Origin of the sequence: Enterococcus canintestini, assembly GCF_001885735.1 — a bacterium.
Lineage (GTDB): Bacteria > Bacillota > Bacilli > Lactobacillales > Enterococcaceae > Enterococcus_C > Enterococcus_C canintestini.
Window position 1 is genome coordinate 1 of the sequence record NZ_JXKG01000005.1, and the last position, 13,611, is coordinate 13,611.

A 13,611-nucleotide genomic window follows, 5' to 3' on the forward strand; every position below is an offset into this window, starting at 1 on the left:
TAGAGCTATGAATTATTCAGGATTTCAAAAATTGCCAGTAATTAGAAAATTATTTGGCGTAAATGTAAAAATTACCTTAGGAGATGCGACAAAATTTTATTGCATCTCCTTTTTTACATATAAAGGGTGTTAAAGAAGCAACGTCTTTTTAAAGTAGCTGAAATTTCGTCAAAAGTTGAACAACAATTTTCTTAAAGTTTTGTCTTATTGTGTGAAGCTAACTGCTCTATTTATAACCTCTTTACAATAAAGAGCTGATGCCAGTTTTATAAAAGGGAAGTTCATGCCGTTTACGTTTTTTAGCTAGACAAAAATAAGAAGTAACAAAAGGAGTTTTACTGTGGTCAAAATTTTCTTTCTTTTGTACACTTTTAATTAAGTAGGAATGAAAATTTTTGATAACTCCAAAATGTATCCGTTTTACTTTTTGTTAGGCTTCTATTTTGCTTTAAAGAAAGGACTTTTTATGTTAATTGGCATTATTTATTTTCTAGTCATTGTATTGGCAAATACAATTGGGGCAATTTCGGGTATGGGTGGAGGCGTAATCATCAAGCCTGTTTTGGATTTGCTGGCAAAAGATTCGGTGGCGGCCATCTCCTTTTACTCGACAGTAGCAGTTTTTACGATGTCTTTGGTTTCGACTTGGCGGCAAGTAAAAAATGGTATTTCACTTAATTGGCGCTTGGTGGCTTTTATTTCAGCCGGCTCAATTTTAGGTGGTGTTGGTGGAAATGTAGTATTTGAAGGACTGCTTTTATTTTTAGCCGATGAAAGCTTGGTGCAACTAATTCAAATCACATTGACTATTGTAACCCTCATATTTGCTCTTTTATATTCTCGCTTTGATTGGAAAAACTATCATTTTGACTCTTTGATTAGTTATTTTTTATCAGGGCTGGTCTTGGGCTTTTTGGCTAGCTTACTTGGTATCGGTGGCGGACCCATTAATGTGTCGTTATTGATGTTACTGTTTTCGTTTCCGATCAAAGAAGCGACAATTTATTCGATAGCGACTATCTTTTTCTCGCAATTGGCTAAAATTGTCACCATTGCATTTGGCACGGGCTTTGGACGCTATGATTTAACGATGTTGTTTTTTGTCGTTCCGGCGGCTATTTTAGGCGGGCTTTTGGGTAGTCGGTTCAATCATTTGCTTGCGCCCAAAAAAGTGACTTTGGTATTTCAAGCTGTAATTGTTCTCGTGTTATTAATTAATTTGTATAATGGTTGGCAAATATTGGCAAAATAAATTAATAGCGATAGAAAAGATACAGGTGCAAAGCAGAAATTGTCAGTTATTTGACTAAAAAATAGTGCACTTGTCGTAAGTGATGACAATAGTATTTATTCAAATTTTTGTGCTAAGTGAGATTGTTAGAATGTGTTTAAGAATAAATGTTTATGGAATAAAGCCTATGTATTGCTCTTTAGAATCGTTGTTAGGATTGATTCTAGAGAGCTTTTTTGTGTTACTAATTGTTACTAAAGGGATAGAAAACGAATTTCTGAGATTTTTCCAAAGAGCTACCCGCTGCCTTTTGCTTTTCTTATTTACCGTTTTAAATCTAAAAAGAGAGTTGGTGCTTGCTCGGGATTTTCACTATCGGAAATGAAGTATTGAATTTCAGCAAAGGCACCGCCTGAAGCGCGTTTGTGGCCCCCACCGTTAAAATAACGTGCAGCTAGAACAGAAAGATCGATATCGTCGTTATTGGTACGCAATGAAACACCTTTACCATTTAAAACGAAGCTAAAATCGACTTCTTTTTTGGTTTCAGGATGTTCTAAGCGTGCTAAGGCATTGCCTAAAACAGAGGTATATTGTTCTCCAAAAGAATAGGCAAAAGTTTTGCCATCAAGAATACCAAATTGCGCTTTTAAAGTTTTGCGACGTACATAATCTTCTTCTTTTTCTTTTAAGGCAGCGATGATTTCAGCATAGTCCTTTAGTAATGGCAGACCAGCTGACATTACACTTCCCATTAGTTCAATGCGTTTATCCCAACTATAAAAATAGAAAAGATTGTTAAATTCAGCGGCAGATTCTTTGTACGCTGCATTGGGATTTAATTGCCAATCCCAACAATCATAACAACGGATAATATCGGCGACATTGGCCAAACGTTGCCATTTTTCATCTTCAAATAATTCTGTCGGCATTTTTCCTACTAAGATTTTAAATAAAACGCTGGTGGCGGAATGTTTTAGTCCGGTCGCTTCATCGCTCACGATAATGGAGGCGTTGTGAGGATAAATTTCGTTGACATGAACGGATGTGACATGGTGGTCAAAGATGTGCCATGTGATTTCATTATCTTTACAATAAGCTGAAAGTTGTGCGATTACCTCATCAGAAGGACAAATATCTGTAATATAAAGTTCTGTCACAGCTTCTTCATTGGTTTGGATGAAATTTAAAATGTGTTTATCAATGGTGCCGTCAGCTCCTGGTTCAGAGTAGCCTACAGGCAGATAATTTTCGGCTACGTAGCCTTTTTGCTCTTGCAAAAGTGCTTGTAATAATAAAGCCGAGCCTACACCATCTAAGTCAGTGTGAGAAAATTGTTTGATTAAAGTTTTTTTGTTTTCCATTTTGTTGCCTACTTTCTAATTGCTAGTAGCGGAGAAATTCATGAATAGATAAAATTGGCTAAAAAGATCGTCACAGTCACAAAAATACTGTAGTTACTGTACCACCTAATTTTTAGTCGCCTTTTGTTTTTGACTAAGGTGAAATCTGCTACTAATTTTTCCTAGGTATCAACGTAATACTACACCATTGCGTCTGGTTTTGATAGCAAGAAAGAATTCACATAAAAGAATGTCTATCATTTTGCTTAGATTAATAAAATGTAATTAAATTTTAATGAAAAAGATAGGTTTACAACTTTCATAATAGCGGTTACAATCAACTTGTACATGGTTGTCTATAGTTGTCCATGGTCGTGTACAAAAATAGTGGAGGTGGTTTGTTTGGTTATCAATAGAGATTCGTCTAAACCCATTTACCTTCAAGTCGCAGATTTTCTGAGAAATAACATTTATTCTGAAGAATGGGGAAGGGGAGAAAAAATACCGTCAGAAAATCAGATTATGAAGGATTTGGATGTTAGTCGTGGGACTGTTAAAAAAGCGGTGAACTTAATTGTAGAAGAAGGTCTTTTACAGCAAATTCAAGGTAAAGGGACTTATGTAACCGATGGAAGTATTAGCTATCCACTCGGAAGTGGTTTACTGTCATTTGCAGAATCGCTAGAATCTCAAAAGTTAACTTACGAAACAAAAGTCCTTACTATTGAATTTCGAAAAGCAAATAAAGAGATCGCGACAAGGTTAAGACTTCAAGAAGGAGAAGAGTATTTGTTCATTGAACGGATTCGATTTGTAGAAGGCGAAAAAGTTATGCTAATTGAAAACCGTTTGAATTCTAAGCTATGCCCAGGTTTAGAAACGCATGACTTTAATAAAGAAAGCCTTTTTAAAGCGATTGAAGAAACTAGTGGTAAAAGGATTCAATATTCTGAAAGTCGATATGCAGCTCGTGTGGTCGGGGAAAATCGCGCTCAAATTTTAGAAGTTCCTGAAGATTCACCGGTTTTACATCTTGAGCAGCTTGTTTATTTAGAAAAAGGAATCCCAATCGAGTTCGGTAATGTATGGCTGAAAGCAAATAAATACTACCTTGGAACGATTCTCCAACGGGAGGAAATGTAATGCCATTAGTAAACGGACATGTCTTATTGGACATTATCAAAGAAAGAAAAGTGATTGCTGGTGCATTTAACACAACGAATTTAGAAACGACAGTAGGAATTCTGGAAGCAGTAGAAAAAAGTGGTATTCCAACTTTTATACAAGTTGCGCCCACTAATATCACTTTAGCTGGTTATGATTATTTGGTGGATATGGTGGCTCGGTATGCAGAAAATATGGATACTCCTGTAGCGCTACATTTGGATCATGGTAAAAAATTTGAAGATGTCAAAAAGGCAATTCGTGCAGGATTCACCTCGGTAATGATTGATGGCGCTGCTTTTGATTTTGAGGAAAATATCGCATTTACGAAAAAGGCAGTTGATTTTGCTAAAGCCTATGGTATTCCTGTTGAAGCAGAGTTAGGTGCAATCTTAGGTAAAGAAGATGATCATGTAAGTGAATCTGATGCAAAAACAGATCCATTACAAGTAAAAGAATTTGTCGAACGTACGGGTTGTGACATGTTAGCGGTATCTGTTGGTAATGTTCATGGTTTGGAAGATGAACCTAATATTGATTTTGAATTGTTAGAAGAGATTTGTGAACTTTCGCCTGTTCCTTTAGTCATTCACGGCGGCTCAGGTATTCCTGATGAACATATTCAACGAATGGTTGAGCATAATGTAGCGAAAGTAAATATTGCAAGTGATTTACGCCAGAGTTACATCCGCTCAGTAGGTATATCGTATAATCAGAACAATAACGAAGCTAATTTGATTCGTGTATTAGAAGAAGCAGAAAAAGCTGTGTGTGAAACGGTATACCAAAAAATACTAAATATGAATAGCGTGGTGGCAAGAGTATGAATAGTGAATTAACAGATATGGAAAATATCTTTGTTAATTTAGATGTCGGTTCATTTGATGAATTAATTCAAAATATCGCACAACCATTATACAAGAGTAATGATGTGACAGAAGAATTTGCAGAGCAAGTTGTTTTGCGGGAACAACATTTTCCTACTGGGTTGCCGACTGAACCTTTTGGAGTTGCAATTCCGCATACAGATGCCAAATATGTTAATCATAATAAGGTCACAATAGCAACTTTAAAAAATCCAATTCAAATGGAAGTAATGGGTGGAATGGATGATAGTAAAATTGATACATCCATTATATTTTTACTAGCGCTTGGACAATCGAATAAGCAGCTTAATATTTTACAAAAATTAATGAAAGTTTTACCAGATGAAGACTTATTATACAGAATTAAAACTGGTACCACTGAAGAAATTTATCAAATAGCTAAAAATGAAATCGGTTTATAAATTAGGAGGATAAAATAATGGCGAAGAATTTATTATTTGTTTGTGCAACTGGTATTGCGACTTCAACAGCAGTGACGGAAAAAGTAATGGAGTTTTTAAAAGATAAAGGTGTGAATGATGTTAACTATTCCCAAACAAATGTAGCATCTGTTCAATCAAATTCAGAAGATGCAGATTTAATTGTATCTACAACTAAAATTCCATACGAATTGGCAACTCCTGTTATTAATGGTCTATCTCTAATTACGGGTGTTGGAGAAGAGAAGGTACTAAATAGTATTTATGACAAACTAACAGAAGGGGAGTAAGTCAATGGAGAATATCTCAAAAACACTTTTAGATGCTGTACAATTTGTATTAGGTTTAGGACCAACAGTTATGTTGCCACTAATTTTATTCGTGTTAGCACTATTTTTCAAAATTAAACCAGCAAAAGCATTGCGTTCTTCACTTGTAGTGGGGATTGGTTTTGTAGGTATTTATGCCATTTTCGATATACTTACAAATAATGTAGGACCTGCAGCACAAGCAATGGTAGAACAAACAGGTATTAATCTCCCAGTAGTTGACTTAGGTTGGCCGCCATTATCAGCTATTACTTGGGGATCACCGATTGCACCGTTTGTAATTCCAATGACAATGTTAATCAACATTATCATGTTAGCTATCAATCAAACCCGAACAGTTGATGTTGATATGTGGAATTACTGGCACTTCGCACTAGCAGGTACCTTGGTGTATTATAGCACAGGTAGCTTCTGGTTGGGAATGTTAGCGTCTGCAGTGATTGCAATAATTGTTTTTAAAGTTGCTGATTGGGCTGCTCCAATGGGAGAAGAATATTTTGGTTTAGAGGGTATCTCATTACCAACTGTTTCCTCTATTACATTTTTTCCAATTGGTCTTTTAGGAAATAAAATTATTGATAAAATTCCAGGAATTAACAAGATTAATATCAATCCTGCAAGTATTCAAAAACGATTTGGTATTTTCGGCGAGCCAATGATGGTAGGAACTATTTTAGGATTATTACTAGGTATTGTTGCTGGGTACGATTTAAAAGGTATCTTGAACATGGGTATCAGTATTGGTGCGGTAATGTTTATCTTGCCACGTATGGTACGTATTTTGATGGAAGGGTTGTTACCTTTATCAGAAGCAATCAAAAAATTCTTAAACCAACGTTATCCTGACCGTGACGACTTATACATTGGGTTAGATATTGCGGTTGCTGTGGGGAATCCGGCTATCATTTCTACTGCACTATTGCTAACACCAATTGCCGTTATTTTAGCGTTTATTCTACCTGGTAATACTGTGTTACCACTAGGAGATTTGGCAAATCTTGCTGTAATGGCATCTATGGTGGTATTGGCTTGTAAAGGAAATGTATTTCGGGCAGTATTGATTGCTATTCCAATTATGATTGGTGATCTTTATATTGCGTCTTCTGTTGCACCATTTATTACTGGTATGGCAAAAGATGTTAACTTTAGTTTTCCAGAGGGATCTTCTGGGTTAGTATCAAGTTTCTTGGATGGTGGCAATCCATTGCGTTATTGGTTGCTACAGATTTTTAATGGAAATATTATTGCGATTACTTTAATACCTATTATTGGTATTGTGATTTTCTGGATTTATAAAGTAACTTATAAACAAACGCACTTAATTCCTGAGGATACTCCTACAGAAGGTGTGTTAAAACATGAATAGAAAAAAAGCTATCACAATTGATATCGGCACAACCAATTCCAAAGTCTCTCTTTTTAAAAGAGAGACTGGAGAATTGATTTGTCGCGAAATTTTCGAAACACCTAAAGTGCACGACGATTATGGTACTTTATTTGATTTTGATACAATTTATAAAAGAATTATAATGATTTTAGAAGATTATTTTCTGACTTTCAATCAAGATATTGATTCAATTAACATTTCTAGCGTTGGAGAAGCAGGTGTGTTAATTGATAAAACTGGGAAAATCGTCACACCTATGATAGCTTGGTTTGATAAACGAGCTGAAAAGTATGTGACTATATTGAATGAAAACCAGAAAGAAAAAATTTATAATATTACTGGTTTACCTGCTCATTCAAATTATAGTATCCCTAAAATTAGCTGGTTGTTTGATCACTATGAATTAACGAACTATCCTTATACTTGGTTAAATTTACCAGATTTACTTGCTTATAAATTAACCGGAACTGTTAAAACTGAATTTTCAATGGCAAGTCGAACAATGGCATTAGATTTGAAAAACAAAATATGGTCAGAAGAAATTTTAGATATCTTTAACCTTACGGGAAAAGTAACATTTCCGGATATTCAATCATCGGGAGAAATTGTCGGTTATATAACCGCAAACCTAGGAGACTTATTTAAACAAAATCAAAATGTAACTGTTAGAATTGCAGGGCATGATCATATGGTAGGGGCCTTGAGTATGAATTTGTCTGAAAATAAAATGCTAAATTCGACAGGTACTACAGAAGGTCTGTTGACAATAAATTCTCACTTGGTAGATTTTAACAAGAACTTTTCCAATTCACTTTCAATGGGAATATTTACAAATTCGTCTTATTACACTTTATTTTCTTCAATGCCAACTGGTGGTAATGCTTTTGATTGGTATAAAAAACTGTTTAATTTAAGCCAAGAAGATTTTTTAAAGGATTGTGAAATTCTAAATGAAGAATATCTTTTAGGAAAAAGAAAATTATCAGAAGAATTACTTTTTGTTCCTCATTTAAACGGTTCTGGAGCTCCTTATAAATTTGGGGCTTCACAGGCAATCTTTTATGGAATGAAACAAACTACAGAGCGAAGAGATATTCTTTTTGGTGTTCTTTTGGGCCTTTGTATGGAGATGAAATTGACCGCAAGTTGCTTTAATATGCAAGTCATAGATTGTATATTGGCAATTGGACCTGTCATAAAAAATCCACTTTGGCTGCAGATGAAGGCCGATGCGCTGAACTTAAATATTGAAGCGGTTGAAGTAGAAGAGGCTGTTTCCTTTGGTGCATTAAAAGCAGCATATGCAGACTTCAATCGTTTTTGTGATTATCAAATTATTAAGCCAATCGAACAGAATGTTAGAGAATTTAATACTCAATTTTTAAAATATCAAGATTTGTATGACTATAAAAAAGATATATTAGAAAATAATTATTTATATAAACTAAAATCGAAAACTCAGAAATTAGATAATGATTGTTTTGTTGAGGAAGTTTCTTAAATTAAAGAGCTTTCTACTACAAAAACTGCCTGAACTTTCTACCACCTCCTAAAAGTTAGACTAAAAATCTAGCTTTTGGGAGGATGGTTAAAAGACGGGCTTTTTTTCTGCCCTTCATGCGTATCTTTCGAGTTATTTATCCCCCTAAGCTACAATGATAGTAGGAAAAATACTGTTGGTTAAAAATTGTTGTGGCAATTTTTAGTAGCAGAAAGGTGGGAATTAATGGACGCGTTATACCAAACATTTATTGAACGAAAAAGTGAGTTGTTTTCAGCATTAATTGAACATATTAGTATTTCGTTAATAGCGTTACTATTTGCGATGTTAATTGCAATACCATTAGCTATTTGGTTGGTTAAGTATAAAAAATTAGCAGAAATTATGTTACAAATTACCGGTGTGCTACAAACGATACCTTCGTTGGCACTTTTAGGGTTGTTGATTCCTTTAGTAGGGATCGGAACGGTACCGGCTATTATTGCATTGGTTATTTACGCTTTGTTGCCGATTTTTCAAAGTACCTATATCGGGTTAAGTGAGATTGATCCATCCCTAGAAGAGGCGGCGGATGCTTTTGGTATGAGCCGTTTTCGCAAATTGCGCAAAGTGGAGTTGCCTATTGCACTTCCGGTAATTATTTCAGGAATTCGCACGGCTTTAGTTTTAATTATTGGTACGGCTACACTGGCAGCATTAATTGGCGCTGGTGGGTTAGGCACATTTATCTTATTGGGAATTGACCGCAACGATACGAGTTTAATTGTAATTGGCGCAGTCAGCTCAGCTTTATTGGCCATTATTTTTAGTACGGCGATTCGGTTATTACAAAAAGTGCGACCGCGGGTTATTTTAGCAAGTTTAGCGACTCTTTTTCTGGTGATTGGCGGTATTGGTTTAGCGCAATCTTCTTTTTTTCAACCGGAAACGGTGACGATTGCCGGAAAATTAGGCGCAGAGCCAGAAATTTTAATCAATATGTACAAAGAATTGATTGAAAACGACAGTGATGTAAAGGTGGAATTAAAACCGAATTTTGGTAAAACAACATTTCTATTTAGCGCCTTAAAAAATGACCAAATTGATATTTATCCTGAATTTACGGGGACCGTTTTGGAATCATTGGTTAAAGTGCCTAAAGCAGATGAAGGGCAACATTCAGCGGAAAAAACGTATACGTTAGCGAAAGATTTGCTGGCAAAGCAAGAACAGTTAGCCTTTTTACCGCCGATGGAATATCAAAATACGTATGCTTTGGCGGTGAAAAAAACATTTGCCAAAGAACATGACTTAAAGACAATCAGTGACTTGAAAAAAATTGAAAATCAAGTCCACGCCGGTTTTACTTTAGAATTTAACGATCGGAGTGATGGCAACAAAGGGTTGAAAAAAGTATATGGCTTGAATTTGAAAGTCAGTCAAATGGAACCGGCCTTACGCTATACCGCGATTAATAATGGGGATGTCAATGTGATTGATGCCTATTCTACCGACAGTGAAATCAAGCAATATGATTTAATGACCTTAGCAGACGATCAACACCTGTTTCCGCCTTATCAAGGGGCGCCTTTAATGCGACAAGATTTTGCTAACAAACATCCGCAAATTGTGAAAAGTTTGAATCAGTTGCAAGGTAAAATCACGGAAACGGAAATGGTGACAATGAACTATGCCGTAAACGTTGAAGGAAAAAAACCAGCCGCAGTTGCCCGTGAATATCTACAGCAAAAAGGTCTTTTAGGAGGTGAGGACAAATGAGTGATTTAGTCGTTTTTGATCATGTTGGTAAAAAGTTTGGCGCAAGTACAGCCCTAGAAGATGTTTCTTTTAGCATCAAAACAGGTGAAATTTTTGTCCTCGTCGGCTCTTCTGGCAGTGGTAAAACCACTTCTTTGAAAATGATAAATGCTTTACATGTTCCCACGAGTGGTGACATCTATTTTAAAGATAAAAAAATTAAAGATTACGATACGCAAAAATTGCGCTGGCAAATTGGCTATGTCTTACAACAAATTGCACTTTTTCCGAATATGACGGTCTTGGAGAATATTGAAATTATTCCGGAAATGTTAGGGTGGAGCAAAGAAAAACGCAAACAGCGGGCTTTTGAATTATTAAAAGCGGTGGAATTAGAGCCAGAAGTTTATGCCAATCGTATGCCTAGTGAGTTATCAGGTGGTGAGCAACAGCGGGTTGGAATATTGCGGGCACTGGCGGCAAAACCGGATGTCATTTTAATGGATGAGCCTTTTAGCGCCCTTGACCCCATTTCAAAAGAGCAGTTGCAAAATCTAGTATTAAGTTTACATCAGGATTTGAAAAATACGATTGTTTTTGTTACCCACGATATGAAAGAAGCGATGAAATTAGGCGATCGCATTGCGGTAATGAAAGAAGGACGTCTCATTCAATGTGATACGCCAGCAGAAATTGCCGCCCATCCTGAAAATGATTTTGTGGCAGAGTTCTTTAAAGGGGCGGACATTACGTGGCAGCCGCTACAAGTTAGCTTAACAGAAGTTTTAGCAGCTGGTTTTTATACAGAAGATACATCTTCTGATTATCCGCCAATGGATTTACGTATGACCGTGGGGGAAAGTTTGCCACTACTAGCAAAAAATAACTTTCGCATAGCTACGAATAAAATTTTAACCGCATCAAATTTATTAAGTTTTTTAGCCGATAATCAATCATAAAGACAATGGAGGGAATAAAATGGAACATTTTGATGTAGCAATTATAGGGGCTGGACCAGCCTGTTTGTCACTGGCGTATGATTTAAAAGCAGCGGGTAAAACTGTCGCCGTTGTGGAAGAAAATTTGTTTGGCGGTACTTGTCCCAATGCAGGCTGTGATCCAAAGAAAATTTTATTTGCCGCTGAACAAGCTCGCAGTCAAGTTGCCCAACTAATCGGCAAAGGGTTTGCCAAAAACAGTCTGCCGTCGGTAATCTGGTCAGATTTAATGGCTTATAAAAAAACATATACTGATCCTGTTTCAAAAGAACAAATTGCCGGTTTTGACGCCAGTGGTATCAAACATTTCCACGGCCATGGTCAGCTAATTTCTGCAAATGAAGTTGCTGTTACTGTCCAGCAGGAAAATGTCTTGGATAATGATACTCAGTCCATGGTAGAAAAAAAACAGTGTTTTACGGCTGAGCAAATTGTGTTAGCCACAGGACAGCGAGCCCGCCTGTTAGATATTCCTGGCAAAGAGCACTTTTTAACCAGTACGGACTTTTTAGCACTGGAAAAATTACCAGCTAAAATGATTTTTCTTGGTGCCGGGTACATCAGCTTTGAATTGGCAGCAATTGCCAATGCTTGTGGCGCTGAAGTGACTATTTTACATCATAATGACACGCCATTGCGGGGCTTTGATCAAGATTTAGCGCAACATTTGGTTAAAGAACTGGAAAAAAGTGGTATTACATTTGTTTTTAATGAAAATATTCAAAGTGTAAAAAAAGATGACGGAAAGCTTTTTGTCACTACTGATAAAAAAAGCTATCAAACCAATAGTGTTGTTTGTGCTACTGGCCGGATTGCTAACGTTGAAAACTTGGGTCTAGAAGACCTTGGTATTGAAGCTAGCGGACGGGGCATTACAGTGGACGACCACTTACAAACGAGTCAAAAAAATATTTATGCCATGGGGGACTGTGTGGCAAAAAATCAACCCAAAATGACGCCGGTTGCCAGTTTTGAAGGCCGTTATTTGAAGCAACTATTACTAGGGGAAACAACTGAAAAAATCAACTATCCTGAGGTACCGACTTCTGTTTTCACCTTACCAACATTAGCCCAAGTTGGCGTAAGTAGTAGTACAGCTGAAAAAGATCCCGCTAACTACAAAGTCCAGTGGTTTGATATGAGTAAATGGTATAACTATTTTCGTACCAACGATCCAGTGGCTTTTGCAAAAATTATTTATAACAAAGACAGTGGTGAGATTGTCGGTGCTGCCACTTTAAATCAAAAAGCGGACGAATGGATTAACCTGATGACGTTGATTATTAATTTAGGAATCAAAAAAGAGCAGTTACAAAATATCATTATGGCGTATCCTTCTGTCGGAAGCGATTTGCAGTATTACTATTAGAAAGTAAATTAAAGCGTGCCCATATTGTAAGTTTGGGCGCGCTTTTTTAGCGTTAAGGGAGGAAGCGGAATTTTGCAAAAGAGGAACACATTTACGCCGCTTTTTTCTTTAATTTTAAAAATTGTTATTTTATCTCCTGGTTTTTTCGAAAATTTTCAAAGTGAGATCGCTATATGGTAAAATAACAAAGTAGATAGGCTGAAAAGTGAAAACTTCTCTGTTTCAACGAGTTTGTAAAATTTGACAGAGAAAATTTAGGGGGTTAAGCCATGTTTCAAATCGTAACGGATTCTTGTTGTGACATCCCATTTCAATTTCTAGATGAAGCAGGCATCGCATTTATACCGATGTTGGTGGAGATTAACGGTCAGGAGTACAAGGATGATTTAGGGAAAACATTTGACGTGGATTTCTTTTATGAAGCGTTAAAAGATAAACAAATGCCCACGACTTCTCAAATTAATGTGGGGCGTTATTTGGAGTTTTTTGAACCCTATGCACAAAAAGGGATTCCTGTTATTTATTTATCTTTTTCTTCCGGATTGAGTGGTTCTTATAACAGTGCTTTACAGGCAGTAGCAGTCTTAAAAGAAGATTATCCCCAAGCAGAAGTTGCAGTGGTGGATACTTTAGCGGCTAGTCTTGGTCAAGGCCTATTAGTTTTAGGGGCAAAAAAACAACAAGCTACCGGCAAGAGTTTTACAGAAGTAATCGCTTGGGTTGAAGAGCAAAAAATGTTATTGCAATCATGGGTAACAGTCGATGATTTAAAACATTTGGAACGTGGTGGCCGTATTTCAAAATCAGAAGCGGCTTTAGGTGGTTTATTAAAAGTCAAACCGATTATTCATGTCGATAAAAATGGTAAATTACAAAATGTTGATAAAGTGCGGGGGCGCAATAAGTCGCTACAAAAGATCGTTGATGAAACATTGGCGCATCTGACTTCACGGCAAGAACAAATTGTTTATATTGCCTATTCTGGTGATGTGGCGGCAGCAGAAACAGTTTTAGCGGCCATTACCGCCGAAGTTGACATTGAAGATGTGGCATGTTTGCCATTAGGCCCAACTATTTCTGCCCATACTGGGTTAGGGTGTGTGGCGATCTTCACTTTTGGTAAAAATCGGAACGAAGAAGTATCTTAATTTAAACTTTAGTCTGAAAAACCAGACTAGAGTTTTTTTGTAAATAAATGATCTGATAAAATTAAAAGCAGTGATTTACATTAAAAGAAAAGAGGAAG

General features: G+C 36.4%; 12 protein-coding genes. 11 read left to right on the top strand and 1 reads right to left on the bottom strand.

The window, feature by feature from the left end; genetic code table 11:
• Positions 1-466: 466 nt before the first annotated feature.
• Positions 467-1,252, top strand: a complete 786-nt coding sequence (locus tag RU96_RS04500) for a sulfite exporter TauE/SafE family protein (RefSeq protein ID WP_071864453.1) — start codon at positions 467-469, stop codon at positions 1,250-1,252.
• 302 nt (positions 1,253-1,554) lie between these two features.
• Here the strand turns inward: RU96_RS04500 and RU96_RS04505 are convergent, their stop codons facing one another.
• Positions 1,555-2,595 (bottom strand): DHH family phosphoesterase, encoded by a 1,041-nt coding sequence (locus RU96_RS04505; protein ID WP_071864346.1) that lies wholly within the window; start codon positions 2,593-2,595, stop codon positions 1,555-1,557.
• Positions 2,596-2,967: 372 nt separating this feature from the next.
• Here RU96_RS04505 and RU96_RS04510 point away from each other — a divergent pair, with 372 nt between their 5' ends.
• The 10 genes from RU96_RS04510 to RU96_RS04555 all read left to right on the top strand — a co-directional run bounded on the left by RU96_RS04510 (position 2,968) and on the right by RU96_RS04555 (position 13,513).
• Positions 2,968-3,717, top strand: coding sequence for a GntR family transcriptional regulator (locus RU96_RS04510; protein ID WP_249024149.1), 750 nt, complete (start codon positions 2,968-2,970; stop codon positions 3,715-3,717).
• Positions 3,717-4,565: a class II aldolase gene (locus RU96_RS04515; protein WP_071864348.1), complete on the top strand. Its 849-nt coding sequence runs from the start codon at positions 3,717-3,719 to the stop codon at positions 4,563-4,565. The genes RU96_RS04510 and RU96_RS04515 overlap by 1 nt, the downstream gene beginning before the upstream one ends.
• Entirely contained in the window at positions 4,562-5,026 is a 465-nt protein-coding gene (locus RU96_RS04520; RefSeq protein ID WP_071864349.1) for a PTS sugar transporter subunit IIA, read from the top strand. The genes RU96_RS04515 and RU96_RS04520 overlap by 4 nt, the downstream gene beginning before the upstream one ends.
• Positions 5,027-5,043: 17 nt before the next feature.
• The gene (locus RU96_RS04525; protein WP_071864350.1) at positions 5,044-5,334 is read left to right on the top strand and encodes a PTS sugar transporter subunit IIB; all 291 of its coding nucleotides are present in this window, start codon (positions 5,044-5,046) and stop codon (positions 5,332-5,334) included.
• 4 nt (positions 5,335-5,338) lie between these two features.
• Positions 5,339-6,739: a PTS galactitol transporter subunit IIC gene (locus tag RU96_RS04530; RefSeq protein ID WP_071864351.1), complete on the top strand. Its 1,401-nt coding sequence runs from the start codon at positions 5,339-5,341 to the stop codon at positions 6,737-6,739.
• The gene (locus RU96_RS04535; protein WP_071864352.1) at positions 6,732-8,261 is read left to right on the top strand and encodes an FGGY-family carbohydrate kinase; all 1,530 of its coding nucleotides are present in this window, start codon (positions 6,732-6,734) and stop codon (positions 8,259-8,261) included. Before RU96_RS04530 ends, RU96_RS04535 begins: the two co-directional genes overlap by 8 nt.
• 225 nt (positions 8,262-8,486) lie before the next feature.
• A complete protein-coding gene (locus tag RU96_RS04540; protein WP_071864353.1) occupies positions 8,487-10,019 on the top strand; it encodes an ABC transporter permease/substrate-binding protein in 1,533 nt (510 codons plus the stop codon).
• Positions 10,016-10,957 carry an ABC transporter ATP-binding protein gene (locus tag RU96_RS04545; protein ID WP_071864354.1) on the top strand — a complete coding sequence of 314 codons (942 nt, stop codon included), beginning with the start codon at positions 10,016-10,018 and terminating at the stop codon, positions 10,955-10,957. Before RU96_RS04540 ends, RU96_RS04545 begins: the two co-directional genes overlap by 4 nt.
• Positions 10,958-10,976: 19 nt before the next feature.
• Positions 10,977-12,365, top strand: a complete 1,389-nt coding sequence (locus RU96_RS04550; RefSeq protein ID WP_071864355.1) for a dihydrolipoyl dehydrogenase family protein — start codon at positions 10,977-10,979, stop codon at positions 12,363-12,365.
• Positions 12,366-12,634: 269 nt separating this feature from the next.
• The gene (locus tag RU96_RS04555; protein WP_071864356.1) at positions 12,635-13,513 is read left to right on the top strand and encodes a DegV family protein; all 879 of its coding nucleotides are present in this window, start codon (positions 12,635-12,637) and stop codon (positions 13,511-13,513) included.
• The last annotated feature ends 98 nt before the right edge of the window (positions 13,514-13,611 follow it).

Bases quoted from the DNA above. Each gene is read 5' to 3' on its own strand.
- RU96_RS04520 (WP_071864349.1), top strand. From the start codon at position 4,562: ATGAATAGTGAATTAACAGATATGGAAAATATCTTTGTTAATTTAGAT.
- RU96_RS04525 (WP_071864350.1), top strand. From the start codon at position 5,044: ATGGCGAAGAATTTATTATTTGTTTGTGCAACTGGTATTGCGACTTCA.
- RU96_RS04500 (WP_071864453.1), top strand. From the start codon at position 467: ATGTTAATTGGCATTATTTATTTTCTAGTCATTGTATTGGCAAATACA.
- RU96_RS04535 (WP_071864352.1), top strand. From the start codon at position 6,732: ATGAATAGAAAAAAAGCTATCACAATTGATATCGGCACAACCAATTCC.
- RU96_RS04530 (WP_071864351.1), top strand. From the start codon at position 5,339: ATGGAGAATATCTCAAAAACACTTTTAGATGCTGTACAATTTGTATTA.
- RU96_RS04555 (WP_071864356.1), top strand. From the start codon at position 12,635: ATGTTTCAAATCGTAACGGATTCTTGTTGTGACATCCCATTTCAATTT.
- RU96_RS04540 (WP_071864353.1), top strand. From the start codon at position 8,487: ATGGACGCGTTATACCAAACATTTATTGAACGAAAAAGTGAGTTGTTT.
- RU96_RS04515 (WP_071864348.1), top strand. From the start codon at position 3,717: ATGCCATTAGTAAACGGACATGTCTTATTGGACATTATCAAAGAAAGA.
- RU96_RS04545 (WP_071864354.1), top strand. From the start codon at position 10,016: ATGAGTGATTTAGTCGTTTTTGATCATGTTGGTAAAAAGTTTGGCGCA.
- RU96_RS04550 (WP_071864355.1), top strand. From the start codon at position 10,977: ATGGAACATTTTGATGTAGCAATTATAGGGGCTGGACCAGCCTGTTTG.
- RU96_RS04505 (WP_071864346.1), bottom strand. From the start codon at position 2,595: ATGGAAAACAAAAAAACTTTAATCAAACAATTTTCTCACACTGACTTA.